At 61.9% G+C, this 17,597-nt stretch carries 16 protein-coding genes and 1 riboswitch; of the genes, 10 read left to right on the top strand and 6 right to left on the bottom strand.

Going from position 1 to position 17,597, the window contains the following annotated elements:
• Nucleotides 1-99 precede the first annotated feature (99 nt).
• The 3 genes from NW860_RS06635 to NW860_RS06645 all read left to right on the top strand — a co-directional run bounded on the left by NW860_RS06635 (nucleotide 100) and on the right by NW860_RS06645 (nucleotide 3,382).
• Nucleotides 100-375 (top strand): ubiquitin-like small modifier protein 1, encoded by a 276-nt coding sequence (locus tag NW860_RS06635; RefSeq protein WP_414394685.1) that lies wholly within the window; start codon nucleotides 100-102, stop codon nucleotides 373-375.
• 17 nt (nucleotides 376-392) lie between these two features.
• The gene (locus NW860_RS06640) at nucleotides 393-980 is read left to right on the top strand and encodes a DNA-3-methyladenine glycosylase (RefSeq protein ID WP_414394683.1); all 588 of its coding nucleotides are present in this window, start codon (nucleotides 393-395) and stop codon (nucleotides 978-980) included.
• A 539-nt stretch (nucleotides 981-1,519) separates the two neighbouring features.
• Nucleotides 1,520-3,382, top strand: a complete 1,863-nt coding sequence (locus tag NW860_RS06645) for an NHL repeat-containing protein (RefSeq protein ID WP_414513194.1) — start codon at nucleotides 1,520-1,522, stop codon at nucleotides 3,380-3,382.
• Nucleotides 3,383-3,411: 29 nt separating this feature from the next.
• Here the strand turns inward: NW860_RS06645 and NW860_RS06650 are convergent, their stop codons facing one another.
• The 3 genes from NW860_RS06650 to NW860_RS06660 all read right to left on the bottom strand — a co-directional run bounded on the left by NW860_RS06650 (nucleotide 3,412) and on the right by NW860_RS06660 (nucleotide 5,552).
• On the bottom strand, nucleotides 3,412-4,878 hold the full coding sequence (locus NW860_RS06650) for a DASH family cryptochrome (protein WP_414513196.1): 1,467 nt from the start codon (nucleotides 4,876-4,878) through the stop codon (nucleotides 3,412-3,414).
• 1 nt (nucleotide 4,879) lies between these two features.
• Nucleotides 4,880-5,206 (bottom strand): HU family DNA-binding protein, encoded by a 327-nt coding sequence (locus NW860_RS06655; RefSeq protein WP_414394677.1) that lies wholly within the window; start codon nucleotides 5,204-5,206, stop codon nucleotides 4,880-4,882.
• A 118-nt stretch (nucleotides 5,207-5,324) separates the two neighbouring features.
• Complete coding sequence (locus tag NW860_RS06660) at nucleotides 5,325-5,552, bottom strand: cytochrome b6f subunit family protein (protein WP_041438789.1); 228 nt, start codon at nucleotides 5,550-5,552, stop codon at nucleotides 5,325-5,327.
• Between the two features lie 148 nt (nucleotides 5,553-5,700).
• On the opposite strand from NW860_RS06660, the gene NW860_RS06665 reads away from it, so the two are divergent.
• Nucleotides 5,701-6,144, top strand: coding sequence for an ATP-binding protein (locus NW860_RS06665; protein ID WP_414513198.1), 444 nt, complete (start codon nucleotides 5,701-5,703; stop codon nucleotides 6,142-6,144).
• On the opposite strand, the gene NW860_RS06670 is transcribed toward NW860_RS06665, so the two are convergent.
• Nucleotides 6,141-7,745 carry a DUF3352 domain-containing protein gene (locus NW860_RS06670; RefSeq protein ID WP_414394674.1) on the bottom strand — a complete coding sequence of 535 codons (1,605 nt, stop codon included), beginning with the start codon at nucleotides 7,743-7,745 and terminating at the stop codon, nucleotides 6,141-6,143. The two genes, NW860_RS06665 and NW860_RS06670, sit on opposite strands and share 4 nt — an antisense overlap.
• Before the next feature lie 339 nt (nucleotides 7,746-8,084).
• Here NW860_RS06670 and tatC point away from each other — a divergent pair, with 339 nt between their 5' ends.
• The 3 genes from tatC (at nucleotide 8,085) to NW860_RS06685 (ending at nucleotide 11,584) form a co-directional block, all read left to right on the top strand.
• Nucleotides 8,085-8,771, top strand: coding sequence for a twin-arginine translocase subunit TatC (gene tatC / locus NW860_RS06675; RefSeq protein WP_414513239.1), 687 nt, complete (start codon nucleotides 8,085-8,087; stop codon nucleotides 8,769-8,771).
• Nucleotides 8,772-9,380: 609 nt separating this feature from the next.
• On the top strand, nucleotides 9,381-10,604 hold the full coding sequence (locus NW860_RS06680; protein ID WP_414394673.1) for an NAD(P)/FAD-dependent oxidoreductase: 1,224 nt from the start codon (nucleotides 9,381-9,383) through the stop codon (nucleotides 10,602-10,604).
• 125 nt (nucleotides 10,605-10,729) lie between these two features.
• Nucleotides 10,730-11,584, top strand: coding sequence for a DUF2993 domain-containing protein (locus tag NW860_RS06685; RefSeq protein WP_414513200.1), 855 nt, complete (start codon nucleotides 10,730-10,732; stop codon nucleotides 11,582-11,584).
• 443 nt (nucleotides 11,585-12,027) lie between these two features.
• On the opposite strand, the gene NW860_RS06690 is transcribed toward NW860_RS06685, so the two are convergent.
• The gene (locus NW860_RS06690; RefSeq protein WP_414513202.1) at nucleotides 12,028-13,914 is read right to left on the bottom strand and encodes a cation:proton antiporter; all 1,887 of its coding nucleotides are present in this window, start codon (nucleotides 13,912-13,914) and stop codon (nucleotides 12,028-12,030) included.
• Between the two features lie 186 nt (nucleotides 13,915-14,100).
• A riboswitch (Glutamine riboswitch) is annotated at nucleotides 14,101-14,180 on the top strand.
• A 96-nt stretch (nucleotides 14,181-14,276) separates the two neighbouring features.
• Here NW860_RS06690 and NW860_RS06695 point away from each other — a divergent pair.
• From NW860_RS06695 to NW860_RS06705, 3 genes are all read left to right on the top strand, one after another.
• Nucleotides 14,277-14,726: a DUF4278 domain-containing protein gene (locus tag NW860_RS06695; RefSeq protein ID WP_414513204.1), complete on the top strand. Its 450-nt coding sequence runs from the start codon at nucleotides 14,277-14,279 to the stop codon at nucleotides 14,724-14,726.
• Between the two features lie 239 nt (nucleotides 14,727-14,965).
• A complete protein-coding gene (locus tag NW860_RS06700; RefSeq protein WP_414513206.1) occupies nucleotides 14,966-15,940 on the top strand; it encodes a methyltransferase domain-containing protein in 975 nt (324 codons plus the stop codon).
• Between the two features lie 15 nt (nucleotides 15,941-15,955).
• Nucleotides 15,956-17,200 carry an FAD-dependent hydroxylase gene (locus NW860_RS06705; protein ID WP_414513208.1) on the top strand — a complete coding sequence of 415 codons (1,245 nt, stop codon included), beginning with the start codon at nucleotides 15,956-15,958 and terminating at the stop codon, nucleotides 17,198-17,200.
• Here the strand turns inward: NW860_RS06705 and NW860_RS06710 are convergent.
• Nucleotides 17,170-17,388 (bottom strand): hypothetical protein, encoded by a 219-nt coding sequence (locus NW860_RS06710; RefSeq protein WP_414513210.1) that lies wholly within the window; start codon nucleotides 17,386-17,388, stop codon nucleotides 17,170-17,172. The two genes, NW860_RS06705 and NW860_RS06710, sit on opposite strands and share 31 nt — an antisense overlap.
• Between the last annotated feature and the right edge of the window lie 209 nt (nucleotides 17,389-17,597).

Consider the following 17,597-nt stretch of genomic DNA (forward strand, 5'->3'; position numbering starts at 1 on the left):
CCTTCGGGTCAAGGGGGCCAACGTGAACAATTCACGGCATCGACAGGGTGCTGCTACCCTAGTCTTCTAATGTTGGTCGATGGACGAAGCACTGGGCTTATGGCAGTCAAGGTGTTAATTCCCACCACGCTGCGGGCGCTCACCCGGAACCAGGAGGTGGTGAGTTGCGAGGGATCCACCATCCGTGAACTGCTGGAGGCTCTGGAGCAAAGCTATCCAGGCATCAAGGCGCGGCTGTGCGATGAGAGGGGAGAATTGCGCCGCTTTGTCAATCTTTACGTTAACAGCGAAGACATTCGCTTCCTGAAGGGATCCGACACCCCTCTGCAGGATGGAGATGAGGTGAGCATTGTCCCTGCTGTGGCAGGGGGCTGAGGGCTAGTGAGCCTACGGTGGACGCTAGGGACTGGCTGAGCCAGCCGGCGCCGATGGTGGCGCCTGCTCTGCTGGGCATGGTGCTGGTGCGGCAATTTGCCGATGGGCTGCAGGTGCGGGCCCAGATTGTGGAAACAGAAGCCTATACAGCTGGGGATCCGGCCTGCCACGCCTATCGCCGTAAGACCCGCCGCAACCAGGTGATGTTTGGGCCGCCGGGGCATCTCTACGTCTATCGCATCTACGGCCTCTACCACTGCCTGAACATCGTCACCGACGCGGAGGGGATCGCGTCAGCCGTTCTAATCCGGGCAGCGCAGTTGGATTGCCTGCCGGAGTGGATCCCGGCCAATAAGCGCATGAAACCGGCGCGGGTGGCGGCGGGTCCGGGCCTACTCTGTCAGGCGTTGCGCATTGACGGATCCCACAACGGCTGGCGGCTGGAGCCGGTGGCCGTCGGCCAGGAAGGCATTTGGCTGGAGGGATCCCCTGCCTGGGAAGCGCAGTTCCCCATTGTCCAGACCACCCGCATCGGCATTACCCGCGGTGCGGAGCTCCCGTGGCGCTGGTACATTAAGGGGCATCCGGCAGTGTCCTGCTACTAGAAGGGCAAGATGAACCCAAGCCCTGCGGGTCGCCAGTGGGGGAGCTTGATGCTTCTGGCTGCTCTGGCGCTTGGGGCAGCCTCACCTCTTTGGCGGCAGAAACCTGAATTGCGCTAGGGGTGCCGGTAGTCCTCAGATCTGCCTGGGGCGGAGGCAAGCTGAGGGGCACCGATCCCCAGAAGCGACGGCAGCGAAAGCTTCTGCTCGGGATCCCGTCTCTGACCGTTGGGCGAACAAAAACAGACCTGGCTTAGTAAGCATCAGATTGCAGCTGGCTTTTCGAAAGGGATTTGCGTAAGGATAGAGGGAGTGAGGGGTGCAACTCACCCTTGGGTGAGACAGGTTAAGCATGAATAGAGTTAGGGTTAAAGGCCCAGGACGGTGGTTCGGGGGCTTCTCCTTGCCCAATAGACGCTGGGGCGTGGCTGTCGGAAGGAAGGCAGCGGGGCAATTTCTGCCGGCTTTTAGGTAGTCGGTGTCAACATGAGGGGTTTGGGTTGCTGCCACTTCCCAGTTTGTGGAAGAGGATGAGCTGCACGATGCAACGACGGGTTTCCCCTGCGCTGCTCTCCCTGCCTGCACTCAGTGCCCTGGTGCTGGCCCTCTCAGCCTGCGGCCAGCTCTCTTCCTCGAATGTCTCTCCCAGCCTTGTTCCCCCTTCTACCCTGCAGCCAGTTTTCACGCCAACTCCCCTTGGTCTTTCCACCTTTGCCCTCACGCTCGAACAGGCCCGCCAATCGGGTTTGGCGGTGCCCAGCAACCGCATCGTTTTGCTGCTCCAAGAACAGGGATCCGATCTGGTGGCCCAGCTGCCGGCTTCTGAGGTGGAGCGCTGGCTGGCCCGCACCCCTACCTGGCCGGGGGTGGAAGGGATCGACCTGAGCATTAACCTGGGCAGCTATCGCCAGACTGCCAACGCGCCCCTACGCCCGGGGCAACCAGCCACCTTCACCTTTACCGACCCGCCCGCTGGCGAAGCCGAGCTTAGGGCTGTCGCCTACCGGGGATCCACCACCTTGGCACAAGGAAAGGGATCCCTGACTCTTTCTGCCCGCTCTGGAAGCGCTGACAGCAGCAGTCGCCGCCTGAGCCTGCTGGTGCTCTCCGAGGTGGAAGTGCCGCTGCTGCACGCAGGGGCAGGGGTGCCAGCGCCCGGCCAGCCGTTGTTGCTGTCGGGGGAAAATCTGGAGCAGGTGGAAAGCGTTCTTTTTGCCTCAGCCGCCAATCCGGAGCGCATCCTGAGGGGGGAAATTCGCTCGCGCAGCCGCAACAGTCTGACGGTGATGCCGCCAGCCTCCCTTTCCGGCACCGTTTGGGTGGCGGTGGCCGACGCTGAAGGACAAGGACTAGGAACCTGGGTTTACGAGTGGCCCACTCCCACCCCCACTCCTACGGCGGCCTCGGGCTGGCGAGTGGAGACCCTCCTCGATGGCCGCACCGCTGCGGCAGCCAAGCCGGAGGGCAGCAGCTCCGATAACGAAGGGGAGGCCGGGATCTTCCTGCAGCAGATCGGCGGCATTGCCGCAGACCCCGAGGGGTTCTTTTACTTAGCCGACCCGGCCCAGCACCGCATTTTCCGGCTTTCCCCCGAAGGGGAACTGGAGGTGTGGGCGGGCAGCGGCAAGGCCGGCCACCGGGATGGGGTGGCGGAGCAGGCCCAGTTTCACTCCCCCCAAGGGCTACTTTGGGATCCCAAGGGGGGGTTGTGGGTGGCCGACAGCGGCAACCATTGCCTGCGCTACATCAGCCGACAGCGGCGGGTGAGAACCTTTGCCGGCACTTGTGCAGCCGGCTACCGCGACGGAGAGCGCGACGAGGCACAGTTTCGCGAACCCTTTGGCCTGGCCCTGGGTCTGGACGGCAGCCTTTACGTGGCCGATCGCGCCAACCGCCGCATCCGCCGCATCACTCCCACGGGCAAAGTGACGACGGCCGCTGGCACTGGCCAGCCGGGATCCGCCGATGGGCCGGCAGAGCAAGCCCAGCTTCTGGAGCCGACAGCTCTGGCAGTGGACAAGGCGGGTAACCTCTGGATTGCCGATAGGCATCGCCTGCGCCGGCTCTCTGCCAACGGACACCTGACCACCCTCTCCCAGGCGGAAGCAGGCTACCGCGATGGCCCTCTGGCGGAGGCCCGTTTTCAAACCCTTGCAGGGCTGGCCTTCGACAGTGCGGGGGTCCTCTGGCTGGCCGACCAAGACAACCGCCGCATTCGCCGTCTTCAGCCCAGCGGGCAGGTCTCTACCCTGGCCGGGGGGGATGAGCCTGGCTGGCAGGATGGCCCGGTGGTCTCAGCTCGCTTCCAGCGGCCTGGCTCTCTGCTTGCCTTGCCAGACGGCAGCTTGGTGGTGGCGGATGCTGGCCTGCCTGGCTTGCGGCGTCTTAGCCGCGTCGTCCCCTAGCCCGCCACTCCCGTTTCGAGGGGATCCTCCTAGCCGCCACGGTGGCGGGCCAGGGCCGCTTCGTAAGCCCGCCGACTGGCCTGCAGGGACTTTCCCAAATCCACCACGGGGCGGGGATAGTCTACCCCCAGCCGCACGCCAAACTGCTTTTGCTCAGCAGCGCTGAGGCGGTAGGGCTCGTGGATCTTGTCCCCCGGGATCCCGGCCAGCTCCGGCAGCCAGTGGCGTAAGTAGTGGCCCTGGGGATCGTAGTCGCGGGATTGCTTGGGAATGTGGAAGTAGCGAAAGCCGCGGGCATCGTTGCCCACGCCGGCGGCGTAGTTCCAGTTGCCGTAGTTGCTGGCCACGTCGTAGTCAATCAGCAGCGATTCAAACCATTCCGCCCCCAAGCGCCAGTCGATCCCCAGGTTCTTGGTGAGAAAGCTGGCCACATTCTGCCGCCCGCGGTTGGACATAAAGCCGGTGGCGGCCAACTCCCGCATGTTGGCATCCACCAGAGGGTAGCCGGTCTCGCCGCGGCACCAAGCCTGAAAGCGGTCCCAGTCCTGCTGCCAGGGGATGGGGATCCCTTGGATCCCCGAGGGACGAAACAGCTTGGCGCCATGCTTGGCCAGGATGAAGCGAAAGTAATCCCGCCACAGCAGCTCGAAGACCAGCCAGTAGGTGGATTCGTTGCGCACCCGCTCCTCCTCGTAGCGCTTGACTTCGGCATACACCGTGCGAGGAGAAAGGCAACCCAACGCCAACCAGGCAGAAAGACGCGAGCTGTCGTTGGGATCCAGCATGCCGTTGCGGGTTTCTTTGTAGACGCGCAGCCGATCCAGATCCCAGATGTAGATCTGCAGGCGCGCCTGGGCAGCGGTGCTGCCGCCGGTATAGACAAAGCGGGCGCGGGGATCCGGCGGCGGCAAGCTCAACCCCAGCTCCGCCAGAGTGGGCAGAGGGCCAGGGTCCAGCCCTGGCGGCAGGGGCGGCAGGGAGGGGATGGGCAGGGGAGCGCGAATGGCGGCCTTGGCTTCCACCTGCTGGCGGAAGCGGGTGAACACCTCCGGCAGGTCTGCCAGGGCAAAGGGGAGGTCAGCAGGATGGTAGAGAGTGTGGCCCCACTCCAGGTGCAGCGGGATCCCTAAGGGCTGAAGCGCTTGCTGCAGGGCCCTGGCAACCGCCTCCTCCTCCGTGCCCACCTCTTCGTGGGCATAGACAGCCTTCACCCCCCACTCCCGCGCCAGGGCCGGGATCACCTGCTCCGGCTGGCCTTGGCGGATGACCAGATCAGAGCCGCGGGCCCGAAGCTGCTGCCGCAGGTCAGCCAGGCTTTCCAGCAGGAACTGGGCGCGGAAAGGACCGGTCTTAGGAAAGCCAAAGGCCGTCCGGCCAAAGTGGCGCGGATCCAGGCAGTAGAGGGGAATGAGGAAGGATCCCTGCTGGCAAGCGCGCGTCAGCGGCTGGTGATCCAGTAGGCGCAAATCGGTGCGAAACCAAAGCAGAACAGCCATTCTAGACGGATGGCGGCGCTTCCAGATCCCCTCGGCGTTTTCTCCTAGGGCGTCCCAGCTCCGGGCTGGGGACAAAATAGGGCACTTGGGCAGCCGGGATGTGGACAGGAGCCTTAGTGCGGGGGTGATAGGTTTGCCGGGCCGGACGGGGCCGCAGCAAGAAGGTGCCAAAGCGCGCCAGCCGCACGGATCCTCCTTCCGCCAGACATTGGCTGATGCTGTCTAGCATTGCCTCTAGGGCAGCGGCAGCCATTTTGACGGTCAGGCCATCCACTTGCGCAGCCATCTGGCGGGCCAACAAACGGCGATTTAAATGGGGAGAAGCCACAGCTACCTAATCCCAACAACGGCAAGATAAACCAACACGCTTCTCTAGCAACAGCGCCAAAGCTGGCTACCCAGCCAAACACCCGCTTAGGGAAACTTGCTAGGCCACCTCCAGCGCTTCAGCGAGCCTTCTCCTGCGTCGGGTTAGAATCGACCTCCTCCACCTCACTTTCGAAAAACCAGTGCCGCGAGCGGTCAGGAAACTCCAGGATATAGCCAATGCCGCTGCCATCGACCACCCGCCGCGCCAGGACCACGCCCTCCTTGCCCACCAGGGCGCTCACCTCTTCCTGCCCGCGATCGCGAATGGAGCGCACCCTAACTTTATCGCCAACTTTGATCACCATAGCAACAGGGGTAACCGCGAAGAGCTTCACCACTCAAGATGGTACGGCAAAAATGGCCACCCCTTTCCCGAAACTGGCCTGCGCCGGCCGACGCAGACGGCCATTGCTAAGATCGACAAGAGCGTTGTGCGCCGGGAAGACCGCCCCTGTGATTGCCCTGTCCCTAAGACCCGCCCATTGCTCCTGGAGCGTTATCAGCTTTCCCTCCACCCTCTACACTCAGCCGATTCTGGATCTGTTGGTTGCCAAAGTTCCTCCCCCCTGGAAGGCAGAGGTACGCCTGGGCCTGCAAGAAGCCATCATCAACGCTGTCCGCCATGGCAATGGTCTGGATCCCAACAAGAGGGTGATCGTCGAATACACCAGCTCCGAGCGCTTCTACCAGTGGCTAGTGCGGGATCAGGGATCCGGCTTCTGTCCCCAGCAAGAGCTGCAGCGCTGCCGCTGCGGCCTCTTGGAAACCGAGGAATCGGGCCGGGGGGTGCTCCTGCTGACCCAAATCTTTGACTTTGTGGAATGGAACGAGACGGGCAACCAAGTCTATTTGGCCAAGTTCATCTACCCCGGCTGCCGCGATCCCTGGATAGTCTAATACCACTGCCAAAACAGCTTGCCCCTCTGGAGAAGCCAGCGGCCCCGATCGGGGTAGGGAGCTTCAGAGAACTTCAGGGCAGTAGTGGCAAAGGCAAAGCGAGTGGATGACCAGCGGGATCCCGAAAGCTGAGGCAGCCAGGTTTCCAGTAAGCCTAAGGATCCATATCCATAACCCAGGTTGCGGTGAGGCAGGGGAGCCACCAGGCGGCGCCAGGCACGAGTGGCGCTCAAGGGGGGATCTGCCAGGGCCGCTTCCAGAGCCGCCAAAGACGAAGCCAGATAGGAATAGCCGTCCCGGTCAGCGTGATACACCTGGGCTAGCGGCGGCGGCTTTGGGATCGCGGGCAGGTTCTGAGGCACCAACTCTGCTAGGGGCTGGACTACGGGTTTGCTCCAGGCGGTGGCGACGCCGTGTTTTGTTGCCATCGACACCACCTGCCAGCCCTGCGCAATTGCCCGCTCATCCAGCGTCGGTGCCTCCGGCCTCTTGCCAACCCAGAGCCAGGCCGGTTTCCCATCCGCGGGTAGAAGGGCAAGGGCAAACTCTCCCGTTTCCGGCACCAGCCGCTGCCAGTCCAGGTCGACCTGGGCTGGCCCCCACTGACCCGGATCCAGCGGCAATCCCAGAAGGCGGAGGGGCTGCACCTGTCCCAGGCTCTGCCAAAAGACAGCCCAGTTGCGGCCAGACACCAGCGCCAGCGTCTCGTCGGGCAGCTGACCAATAACCTGGGGACGAAAAGCTTCGCTCCTAGGCAGGGCAAAGTTGGCAGGCGTATGCCAAAGGGCAGCCGTTTCTGCTAGCAAACCCTGAAAGCTCACCCCTAGCCCCAGCCCCACCGCCTGCAAGGTCAACCCTTCAGCGGAGGCCGGCTGCGGATTTTGCCAGAAGGCCCAACCTACCTGCGCCGGTGGCAGCGCCTGGATGACCTGCCGAAACTGCGGCTCGGCCATGAGCGACAGCTGCGGCACCTGCCAGGCATCGATAGCGGCGCGAAGGGCTGCTGCCTTCTCCGCCAACAGCACGTAGCGCTCCCCGAAAAGGGCTGCCGCAAACCCCGGCAACCCTGGCAGCGGACTGGAAACTACCTGGATGCCCTTGTAGGTGTCCACCTGGACCGGCAGACCGGCCAAACTCTGCCGCTCCCACAACAGGTTGAGCTCAAACTGCGCCAGCGCCGGCTTGCGGATTTCCAGGGCAACCAAGGTGCCCCACTCCGGCAAGCTGGCCAAGAGGGTGCTTTTTCCCAGCCAGGGCTGCACCTCCCGCTCGAAATTCAGGGATCCCCCCGCCAAGAGGGATCCCAGCCATCCTGGACCTTCGCTGGAGAAAAATTTGCGCCACTGCTGGCGGGTAGCGCGTCGTTGGGAGGCGGGGGTTGCCGCTTGCCAGAATGCCTGCAGATTTTCCAGGGGAACAGCTAGCAGCAGCAGCGCCTGGGTGGAGCGGGGGGCCAGGCCCACAATCGGCGGCAGCTCATGGCGAACCAGCAACAAGGCCAGCGGACTTTGGGTGAGCAGCCAAGCGATTACCCACACGCTCATGGCCGCCAGCAGGCCCAGACCAATTAGGATGCCGCGCCGGAGTTGCCCTTGTCCCATACCTCCATCCCCAGTCTGGAATAGACGCTGTCTTGCCGCAAAGCTGGCAGTTAGCACCGCGTAACCATCTTACCTGGGAGGGGAAGTTGGCTCCCCTTGCTTGCCGTTAACCGCCACCTATAAAGAGTTTCCTGGAACAGCGGTGCGCTGACCCATGCTGAGGGGGGCGTGTTGGGCGGGCGCTTTTCCTTGAGGCTGGGGCAAGGCTAAGATAGCGGGAAAGGTTGTGTTACCAGCCGGCTCATGCCCCTTGCCTCTGAGACTGACTCCTCGCAGCAAGCTGCGCCAGCGCAAGCGCCCACGCGGCTGCCCAATCCAGAGTTTCCCTACGAGGTCGAGATGACCTTGGTGGAGCACCTGGAGGAGCTGCGCCGCCGCCTCTTGGCCAGCCTCATTGCTGTGGGCCTGTGCATCGTCGCCTGTTTTCTGGGGGTAAACCGCCTTGTTGCTTTTCTGGAGGTGCCAGCCCAGGGGGTAACCTTCCTGCAACTGGCGCCGGGCGAGTACTTCTTCGTTTCCCTCAAGGTAGCGGCCTATGCCGGCTTGCTCTTGGCCACGCCCTTTTTGCTCTACCAAATCGTCCGCTTTGTGTTGCCAGGGCTAAGCGTCAGGGAGATCAAGCTGCTGGGACCGGCGGTGCTGGGATCCAGCCTCTTGTTTGTGGCGGGCTTAGCCTTCGCCTACTACCTTCTCATTCCGGCAGCGCTGAACTTCTTTATTCGCTATGGGGAAGGGGTAGTGGAGCAGGCATGGTCCATCGATCGCTACTTTGAGTTTGTGCTGCTGTTGATGTTCAGCACTGGCTTGGCCTTTCAGGTGCCAATTCTGCAGGCACTGCTGGGGGCTTTGGGGCTGGTAACTGCCGAGCAGATGCTCAAGGGCTGGCGCTACGTCGTTGTGGCTTCAGTGGTGGCGGGGGCCATTCTTACCCCTTCCACGGATCCCCTTACCCAGAGCCTCCTAGCCGGCGCGATCACGTTCCTGTACGGGTTGGGCGTTTTGCTGGTGAAGCTACTGGGTCGGTGACACGGGCGCTGGCTTGGGCAGCCTGGCTTCCCCGTGCGGGGAAAGCGGTTTGACCTTGGAAAGAAAGATGGACAAGCTCTACCTGCTCACCAAAATCCTTAGCGGTAACAGTCGAGACTGCAGCCCTGGTTAGGGCTGGAATACCAGCCTTTGGCAACAGCCGCACCCTTTGGCCAGCAGAAAGGCTCATTGGGGCAGAGGGAAAGTTTGTCCAATTTGTCTATCCCGGCAGGGGATCCGCCCCGCCCCTACCCTAGCTCAGGCGAGGGGGGTAGCTAGCTATGCGCCCCTAGTGTAAGGGGTGTGGGCAACAGTTGGCTGCTGTTTTCCATCTTCAGTAGCTGCTGCAGGGCCTTGGCCAGCGGGGACAGGCAGCAAAGCTTCCTACTGCTGCTCGCTGCCGAAGAGGCTGCTGCTGCAGAAGCGGATTTTCTGAACTTTCAAGAACGAGTTCTTGACCTCAGGGCTTCTATGCTTTCTTGGAGTTTTTGCCCCAAAACAAACCCCTATCCTGCTAGAACCTACGATCCTTCCTATCCAGTTGGCAGTTACTGGGACAGCACGATAGCAGACTCCAGTTGGCGACACCCAGCACCTCTGCAAGGGCAGGTGGAGGCTGAGGTAGCCATCATTGGGGGCGGGTTCACAGGGCTTTCGACAGCCCTGCACCTAGTCCGCGATCACGGCATTTCCGCCTGCCTGCTGGAGGCGGGATCCCTGGGCTGGGGGGCCTCGGGGCGTAATGGCGGTTTCTGCGGCGTGGGGGCAAGCTGCCTGACTCACGCCCAGATGGTACGGCGGGTAGGGCTAGCGGAGACGGAGCGCTACTACCGGGATCAATGGCAGGCAGTGGAAACCGTCCAAGAGCTGGCTGCTACCGAGGGCTTTTCCCTGGATGCCCAGGGCCAGGGCTGGTACGCGGTGGCCCATCGCCCCAGTGCTTGGCAGGAGTTGGAGGCGGAATACCAGATCTACACCCAGGTGGCCGGCTACCCCGTTCAGCTCCTTAGCCCCAAAGAGCTGCGGGAGCGGGGCTTCGACAGTCGGGAGAACTACGGCGCTCTCCACATTGGCATTGGTTTTGGCCTCAACCCCCTCAAGCTTACCCAGGGGCTAGCTCAGGCTGCCCGCCGGTGGGGAGCCCAGCTATACAGTGCTAGCCCGGTTATCGCCTGGGAGAAAGTGGGATCCTACCACCTTTGCCATACACCGGGGGGGACGGTGCGGGCGCGCCACCTGGTGATTGCCACCAACGGCTACACGCCAGCCCACCTCTATCCCCAACTGGCGGGATCCCTGCTGCCGGTGCTTTCCAACATTGTGGTGACTCGTCCCCTGACGCCAGCGGAACAAAAAGCCCAGGGTTGGTGGGACCCGACCCCTGTCTACGACACGCGGCGGCTTCTGTTCTACTACCGTCTCTTGCCCGATGGGCGGCTGCTATTTGGGGGGCGGGATGGCACCTGCGACGACCCAGCGCAACGGCAGCGCCTGCAAGCTTGGATGGTGCAGCGGCTCTACCGCCTCTTTCCCGCCTGGGAGGGGGTGGAGATTGAGTACGCCTGGAATGGCTTGGTTTGCCTCTCCCGCCAGCTTCACCCTCACATCGGCCCTTCGCCAACGGATCCCAGCCTGTGGTACGGCCTAGCCTACCATGGCAGCGGTGTGGCCACAGGGGTGTGGGCGGGCAAAATCTTGGCTCAGGATATCGCCGGTAATCGACCCCAGATCAGTGCCCTCTTTCGTCAGCCGCCGCGGGTTTTCCCTTTCCCTGGCTTGCGGCTTCACTACCTGCGGTTGGGGTATCTTTGGTGGCAGTTGATAGACGGCTAGCTTCCCCAAGAGTGTGCGAGAAGCCCCTGGGCGCTGCCACCGCCCTGTCGTAATCTAGTCCTAGCCTGGCCCGAGAAAGCCCCCTAGCTTCTCGCCTTTTGGTTCTTATTCCCCTGAGGTGCCTCGTGCTGTCCCCATCTTGGCCTGAACAGGACTCTCTCCCCCTGAAGCCAACAACTAGCCGCCAGCGACAGCCCTCCCCTGGGAGGCAGCGGCTGGGGTTTGCTCTGCTGCTTGGCCTGCCTGCTATGTTTTTGCCCTGGCCTGCCTTTGCCCAAATTGCCGGATCCCTGCTCAATCCTCTGGTGGCTGCCTGGATTCGCTCCGAGGTGCAGCAGGTGGACAACTTGCAGGTGCAAATTGCCGGTTCCGACGCCCAGATTCTCAAGGGTCAGATCCCTCAAGCTCAGGTCTCAGGAGACAACCTCATCTACCAAGGCTTCCAGATCAGCCATCTGCGGCTGCGGGGCCAAGATATTCGCCTCAATGTGGGGGAAGCTATTCAAGGGCGCAGCCCCCTGCGGCTGTTGGCCCCTGTGCCAGTGCAGGTAAGCTTGCGCCTCACGGAAGCAGACTTGAATCGCACCCTTCAGGCTCCCCTCATCCAGTCGCAACTGGCCCAAGCGCGGGTGCAACTGCCCTTTGGAGAGCAAACGGTTCCCTTTTTAATCCGCCAGCCCCAGGTTGCCCTAGAGCCAGGGCGGCTGCGCATCCGGGCCCAACTGGTTACTCCTGAGGGGGCGGAGGTGCCCGTTACGGTGGTGACTGGGCTGCAGGCTCAGGGCCCTAGCCAGTTGCGGCTGGTTAACCCTGTGTGGATAAGTGAAGGTCAGGAGATCCCTATCCCCGGCCTGGCGGATTTTCCCATCCAGTTGGATCCAGGTGTGCGCATTGATCGCTTGGAGCTGCAGCCCGGCCAGATCCTCTACGAGGGGATGTTGGTTATCTACCCGGAAGCGGCGACCCCAGCCCGGGGGTAGTTGCTGCTGCTGAATTCTCTCCCCCGCAAGCTGCAGGTAGCCAGATACCACTTGACCAAGTTGAGGGCAGCGTTGAAACTACCCTATAACCGAGCTGGCCCCGGCCACGCCTATTGCCCCAATCCCTCCTCTCCAACTTCTCAAGGTGGGGTGACGCCTGTTCTCTGGGCCGGTGAGCCAATGATGGACGTAGGCAACAAGGCACGCCATGACACCCAAGTCGTGGCAAAGGCTACCCCCAGAAGTGCCTTGTTCTCGAAAATAGCGCTGGCTACTGCTCCCCAAAATAGAAGAGTCCTCCCCACCCCTGCCACGAGAGCCAAAAGGGCAAGCAGAGCAAAGGCTCTCAACCAAGCGAGTGGTCTGGGTAGCCAAACAGGCCAGCGCACAGAGACCTCCCAGAGAGTAAGTCACTTAGCTTAACCTTGCCCCAGCTTGTGTTCTCACTCAGCCGAGCTAGGGATCCCTGCCCATTCCGGCTGCCCGGGGCGCCGCCACTGCTCCCACCAAGCCAGCACCGATTCCGATGGACTAGCGTCATGGCTGCCGTTAGCAGGAGGCGGTGGCGGCCAGCTGACAGACGTGGGGATTAGGCAACTGGGGGGGAGAGGTCGCAGGTTGCGGTAGTGGCTGCTGCGGATGGCTAGGATCTCCTGCTGGACAACCTCCAGGGGCTCGCCCAGCTGGAGCAACAGGTGACTGCACAGCCCCAAGCTGGCCTCAAATTCCGGGTGGACGACTTCTCTAGCCCCCAACTGGTAGAGCTGTTCGATGTCCTCTTCGTGAGTGGCCCGCACCACTACCTCCAGGTGGGGCGCCAGTTCTAGCGCCTGTTTGAGGCAGAGGCGGGTGCTTAGACGATCTGGCAAGGCAATGACCAGGGCGTGAGCTTGGTTCAGGCGAGCTTTCTCCAGCACCAGGGCGCTGGCAGCATTGCCGTAGAGGTAGGGGATCCCCTGCGAGCGCAGCTGTTGGATGACCTGTTCCGAGGAGTCAACTACCAAGAGGGGATGGCGACGGGCCTGCAGAATGCGCACCACATCTTGCCCCACCCGACCGTAGCCACACACCACCACGTGGCCCTTATGAGGAGCTCTGGCATCCAGGTCGCGAGGCCGCTCGTCTGCTGCTAGCCAGCGAGACAAGAAGGGGATCCCTTGCAGTTTCCTCAGCAGCCCCGGCGCGCCCTTAAGCAAAAAGGGAGTGACAAGCAAGGTAACAGCAGTGGTGCTGACAATGAGCAAATACAGCTGCCGCGACACCAGTCCCAGGGCCTGCCCCTCGCTGGCCAGGACAAAGGAAAACTCGCCAATCTGAGAAAGGCCCAGCCCTACCAACACCGCCGCCGGGAGGGGGTAGCCAAACAGCCCAGCCAGAGGCGCCACCAGGCAAAACTTGCCCACCATCACTAGCCCCACCAGCCCCAGAATCAGCGTCAGGTGGTCAGCAATGAAGCGGGGATCGATGAGCATGCCAATGGCAGCAAAAAAGAGGGCAGCAAACACATCCCGCAAGGGCTCTACGTAGGCCAGGGTTTGGTCGGCGTATTCCACTTCCGAAATCATCAGCCCCGCAATGAAAGCCCCGATCTCGCTGGAAAGGCCCAGCCGCTCGGTTAGGAGAGCAATCCCCACGCAGAGGCTGATGACCCCCAGTAGGAATACCTCTTTGTTCTCCTGCTGGGCCAATAGCCGCAGCAAGGTGGGCACCAGCCAAATACCCCCCAGCACTGCTCCTACTGCCACCAGGCCAATTTCCGCTACTGACTTAGCCAGGGATCCCGCCAGCTTCGGCAGGGGAGCATCCAAAGCTGGCAACACCGCCAGCATTAGCCCTACCGCCAAATCCTGCACGATCAAGATCCCCAGCATGGCCTGGGCCTGGGGCGTGCCCATCTGGTTGGTCTCGGTGAGGCTTTTGAGCACCACCGCCGTGGAAGACAAGGAGAGTACCGCCCCCAAAAAGATCCCCTGCACCGGCGTCAGCCAGCCACTGGCCACTGCCAGCACCGCTGTGACTGCAATCGTTAGGCCAATCTGCAAAAGGCCGCCTAGAGCAATCCCGCGCACTTGGCGCAGTTCTTTGAGGGAAAACTCCACCCCCAAGGTAAACAGCAAAAAGGTCACGCCAAACTGGGCCAGGGTTTCCACCTGCACCACCTCTTTAATCCACCCCAGCCCTGTCGGCCCCACTAGGATCCCGGCTAGCAAGTAACCCAAAAGCACTGGCTGCCGCAGCAGTGCCGCTAGAAGCCCTCCGGCTGCCGCTGCCGCCAGTACTGTGGCAATGTCCAGAATCAGGCGAAAGTCTTCCTGCACAGGGACACCCACCCCGAAATATGAACTTTTGTAGCCGATCCTGAGGGCTCTTCCACGATACTGCTTCCCTCAGCCGCGTGGACAGATCCCCGCGCACTCCAGTCCAGCAGGGGTAGCCCCACGGGAGAGCGGCCAAAATTTTTGTTAAAGGTTACCTAGAAAACCTCAAAACCGTAGCTTATAATACGAAGTGAAGAAATCGTTCATCCTCTGGCGGGTTCAAGAGCAACCCCACAGCCAGAGGACGGAAGTAGGGAGCTATCCCGAAGGAACGCGCCTCAACCCCTGTAGCTGTTTGCAAAATATCCCAGCTCACCTCTCACCTTGGGAGGTGAAGGGGATACCAACAACTCTCAACTTTGGAGGCGAAGATGATGAAACTCTCTTACCGTGGTGTCGGTTACACCTTCTCACCGGCGACCGTGACCGTTTCCCCTGGCAAGGTGGGGGGCCGTTATCGAGGGCTGGACTGGCGGTTCCGCCACCTAACCAAGCCGCTGGTTTTGTCCACCAACTTGGACTTGCTCTACCGGGGAGTAGCCTATCGTCCCAAAGCTGCTGAGGCAGTGGCTCAAGAGATTCCAGCAGTAGCCTCCGAGGCGGCAGCAACCCCTGGCCGCTCCCACGTTTTGGATGAGCTAGCTCGTCGGCTGATGGCGGGCCACCAACGCGCTATTCGAATTCGGCAGCAGGCGATGCTGGTACGCGGTACGGAGCGGGTTGGCCTGCACACCAACGTGCGCAACTTCTGGAACCGTATCCAAGGGAAAGTGCACCCCACCTTCCGCTTGACCTACGACCGTACGCGAGTTAGCATGAGCTAACCTCCAGGCAAGTGCTTTGGGGGGATCCTCAAAGAGGCCCCTTGCAAGAGGCGCCAGAAGTCTTCCTGCTGCTAGCAGGGAGAAAGGCGCCGTTTTTTGTATCTCTCAGACTCGCGAGGAGGAGCCTAGTAACCTCCGCGGGGTCAAGAAAACTGGCTCTCCAAGGCTATAATGCCCTAGTGAGCTTTTGGGATTCTGTCTGTCTCAACTCGAGCAGCCTCTAGTTATTCGTGCGCCCAATGCCTTGGATTTTGGCCCCAGCTTTGCTCCTAGGCGTAGGTCTAGCGGCCTACGTGCTGACTGCTCGCAAGTATCGCTCTCCTGAGTCGGTAGCCCGCGCCTATGACGAGTGGACGCGGGACGGGATCCTGGAGTTTTACTGGGGCGAACACATCCACCTGGGCCACTACGGATCCCCGCCGCGGCGGAAAAACTTCATCCAGGCTAAGCACGACTTTGTCCATGAGATGGTGCGCTGGGGCGGGCTGGATCGGCTGCCGCCGGGGTCAACAGTGCTGGATGTGGGCTGTGGCATTGGCGGCAGCTGCCGCATCTTGGCTCGCGACTATGGCTTTGTGGTAACCGGCATTACCATCAGTCCGCAGCAGGTGAAGCGGGCCCAAGAGCTCACCCCTCCTGATCTGCCTGTGCGATTTCAGGTGGCCGACGCCCTCGACCTCCCCTTTCCCGACGCCAGCTTCGATGTCGTCTGGTCCATTGAGGCCGGCCCCCACATGCCAGACAAGGCCCGCTATGCTAGCGAGATGCTGCGGGTGCTCAAGCCAGGCGGCATTCTAGTGGTGGCAGACTGGAACCAGCGCGACGACCGCCAAAAGCCCCTCAACTTTTGGGAGCGCTTGGTGATGCGGCAGTTGTTGGATCAGTGGGCGCACCCTGCTTTTTCCAGCATCGAAGGCTTTGTGGAAGCGCTGGAAGCCACGGGGCTGGTAGAGGGGGGAGTGGAGACTGCTGACTGGACCCAAGAGACCCTTCCTTCTTGGTTAGATTCCATCTGGCAGGGGGTTGTCCGGCCGGAGGGGTTGCTAAAGTTTGGCTTGGTGGGCCTGATCAAGTCGCTGCGGGAGGTGCCCACTTTCTTGCTAATGCACCTAGCCTTCAGTACTGGCCTCTGCCGCTTTGGCATGTTCCGAGCCGTGCGAGCGGCCACGCCAGCTAACTCGAGTTGCGTGGAGGCAGTGGCCTACAGCACCTGACTACCCAAGTGGGAAATGACAGCCCTTGCTTCCCCTTTAGATACCTTGGAAGCCTTCTACGATGTGGTGATTGTCGGCGGAGGCATCACGGGTCTAACCCTAGCCTGTGCCCTCCGAGCCTCCGGCCTGCGTTTAGCTCTCGTTGAGGCCCAGTCGTCTGAGGCTGTTCGGCAACGCCCCCTGGCCTACGCCCTTTCGCCCCTGTCAATCCGCATCTTCCGGTCAATTGGCGTGTGGGAGGCCCTAGCTCCCCACATTACCCCCTTTGCCCAAGTCATTTTGACAGACGCCGACGCTCCCCAGCGGGTGACGTTTAGACCGGAGGATGTGGGGGAAACAGCAGTTTTCTACTGCGGCGAACATGCCTGGCTGCAGCAGGTGCTCCAGGAGCAGGTGGCTGCGGATCCCTGCATTACCTGCTACTACGAAGCCAGGGTGGAGCGAGTTACCTACAGGAAAAGCGCGGCTGAGGTGGAGCTGACAACAGCCCAAGGTCAGCGCCGACTGGCAACCTCGCTGGTAGTAGCCGCCGATGGTCTGCGCTCCCAGGTACGGCAGTGGGCAGGGATCCCGAGCGACGGCTGGGACTACTGGCAGTCGTGTATCACTGCCCTGGTGGCTCCTGCCCAAGACCACCAGAACATCGCCTACGAACGCTTTTGGCCTGCTGGGCCCTTTGCCATCCTGCCCCTGCCTGGCAATCGCTGCCAGGTAGTTTGGATCTTGCCCCATGAGCAGGCCAAAGCCACGCTGGCTCTTTCTCAGGCCGACTTCTTGGCCGAGATGCAGCGCTACTATGGTTCCCAGGGCGGCTGCCTGACCTTGCTGAACCCGCCTCAGCTCTTCCCCGCTCGTCTGCGCCAGAGTCGCCGCTACTATCAGCACCGCTTGGCCTTGGTGGGAGATGCGGCTCACCACTGCCATCCGGTGGCTGGCCAAGGGCTAAACCTCGGTATCCGCGATGCTGCCGCCCTGGCCCAAGTGTTGCTGGAGGCTCGCAGGCGGCAGGAGGATCTGGGGGATGTTAGAGTCCTGCGGCGCTACGGCCGCCGTCGCCGTTGGGAAAACTGGGTGGTGCTGCTCTTTACCGACCTGCTCACCCGCACCTTCTCCAACTCCTACTGGCCCGTAGTGGTTGGGCGGCGCTGGGTTCTCCAGGGGATGATAGTTTTCCCGCCACTGCGGCGCTTTCTGCTGCGCCTGATGACTGGCCTGTGGGGGAGTCCTCCCTACAACCCCAGCTCCTCCTTGGCTTTTTGAGCTGCCCAAAGCACCTCCGCCTCCTCGACCTGCAACCGGTTGGGCTTGGCAATCTCAGCGTAGAACTTTTCGTCGTAGGGGCGGGTTCGCACCACCACCGGCATGGGTACAGCATGGCCAAGGATCAGGGGCTGCTGCTTCGAATCCAGCTTAACTAGCACCGTCTTCAGGTTCTGGTTGCCTGCCACTCGTGGGAGCACGGCCTTGACGACAGGACAAGTGCAGCTTGTAGGTGTCCTGCGGCTCAGGGCGAAAGCGCAGCTGACTAACCTGCTGCAGGGGCAGCCCTGGCTGCATCGGGATGGTGAGGGCAGAGTTGGTGCTGAAGCGCAAGAGCTCCTGCGGTTTAAGCAGCAGCTCGCTGCCCTACCCTACACGTCGAAAACGACCGCTGTCA

It is taken from the genome of Synechococcus sp. F70.1 (genome assembly GCF_047502745.1).
Lineage (GTDB): Bacteria > Cyanobacteriota > Cyanobacteriia > Thermostichales > Thermostichaceae > Thermostichus.

Excerpts from the sequence above, each read along its gene's own strand:
- NW860_RS06635 (WP_414394685.1), top strand. The coding sequence starts at position 100 with ATGGCAGTCAAGGTGTTAATTCCCACCACGCTGCGGGCGCTCACCCGG.
- NW860_RS06645 (WP_414513194.1), top strand. The coding sequence starts at position 1,520 with ATGCAACGACGGGTTTCCCCTGCGCTGCTCTCCCTGCCTGCACTCAGT.
- NW860_RS06650 (WP_414513196.1), bottom strand. The coding sequence starts at position 4,878 with ATGGCTGTTCTGCTTTGGTTTCGCACCGATTTGCGCCTACTGGATCAC.
- NW860_RS06660 (WP_041438789.1), bottom strand. The coding sequence starts at position 5,552 with ATGGTGATCAAAGTTGGCGATAAAGTTAGGGTGCGCTCCATTCGCGAT.
- NW860_RS06670 (WP_414394674.1), bottom strand. The coding sequence starts at position 7,745 with ATGGGACAAGGGCAACTCCGGCGCGGCATCCTAATTGGTCTGGGCCTG.
- tatC (WP_414513239.1), top strand. The coding sequence starts at position 8,085 with ATGACCTTGGTGGAGCACCTGGAGGAGCTGCGCCGCCGCCTCTTGGCC.
- NW860_RS06695 (WP_414513204.1), top strand. The coding sequence starts at position 14,277 with ATGAAACTCTCTTACCGTGGTGTCGGTTACACCTTCTCACCGGCGACC.
- NW860_RS06700 (WP_414513206.1), top strand. The coding sequence starts at position 14,966 with ATGCCTTGGATTTTGGCCCCAGCTTTGCTCCTAGGCGTAGGTCTAGCG.
- NW860_RS06705 (WP_414513208.1), top strand. The coding sequence starts at position 15,956 with ATGACAGCCCTTGCTTCCCCTTTAGATACCTTGGAAGCCTTCTACGAT.